Origin of the sequence: Bradyrhizobium sp. Mp27 (assembly GCF_029953005.1) — a bacterium.
GTDB lineage: Bacteria > Pseudomonadota > Alphaproteobacteria > Rhizobiales > Xanthobacteraceae > Bradyrhizobium > Bradyrhizobium barranii.
In genome coordinates, this window is record NZ_JASAUS010000540.1 from 1 (window position 1) to 949 (window position 949).

Below are 949 nucleotides of genomic sequence, written 5' to 3' on the forward strand. Positions count from 1 at the left end.
TGTCGGCTTATGACGGCCCTTTCGAATGTGCCTCAGCAGCGCGGTCGCGCCGACAATCAACGTCGATCGGAGCATTGAATCTCCGGCCTTTGTGATACCGCCATATCGTTGCCGGCCGCCAGTTGAGTGATCCTTGGGTGTCAGTCCGAGCCAAGCCGCGAAGTCGCGGCCTGATCTGAACGTCTCCGGCGGGGGCGCCTTCATGCTTAGCATGGACGACCCAATCGGACCGACGCCGGGAATCGTCGCGATCCGCCTGCTGACATCATCCTCACGATGCCACTTCATCAGCTTGGCTTCGATCTTTGCCAGGCGGGCTTCGACCGCGGCATACTCCTCCGCTTGAAGGCGGAAGAGATCCCGCGCCATTTCCGGTAAGTTGTCATCCTCGAGCACCCGCTTGATAAGAGCCGTGACGTTCTGCCGACCGGCGGGGCCAACGATGCCAAACTCAGCCGCATAACTCCTGAAGGCATTAGAAAGCTGGGACTTCACGCTGACCAGGCGTTCCCGCACGGTCATCAACATGCAGGCCGCTTGCCGTTCTTTTGACTTCACCGGTACAAACCGCATACTCGGCCGGGTGACCGCCTCGCACAGCGCCTCGGCATCGGCCGCGTCGTTCTTGCCGCGCTTTACGTAAGCCTTCACATATTGGGGCGGGATCAGCTTCACTTCATGACCAAACGACTGCAGCAGGCGCGCCCAGTGATGCGAACTGCCGCAGGACTCGATGGCGACGAGGACCGGCGGAAGGCGCTCGAAGTAGCGGATCATCTCGGCTCGTCGAAACTGCCGCCGGACAACTACCGCCTCGTTCTCGTCAACACCGTGAAGCTGGAAGACCGACTTGGAAGTATCCATACCGATACGAATGGGAAGATTCATCAGACTTTCCTCTCATCTAGCTATGACGCCGGAGCGCCATAGAACCGTGGGGATGAGAGGC

General features: G+C 59.7%; 1 protein-coding gene. It reads right to left on the minus strand.

The window, feature by feature from the left end:
* The coding region (locus QJT78_RS51615; protein WP_049808158.1) for an IS110 family transposase at positions 1-888 on the minus strand (888 nt) is incomplete at its 3' end.
* Positions 889-949 lie beyond the last annotated feature (61 nt).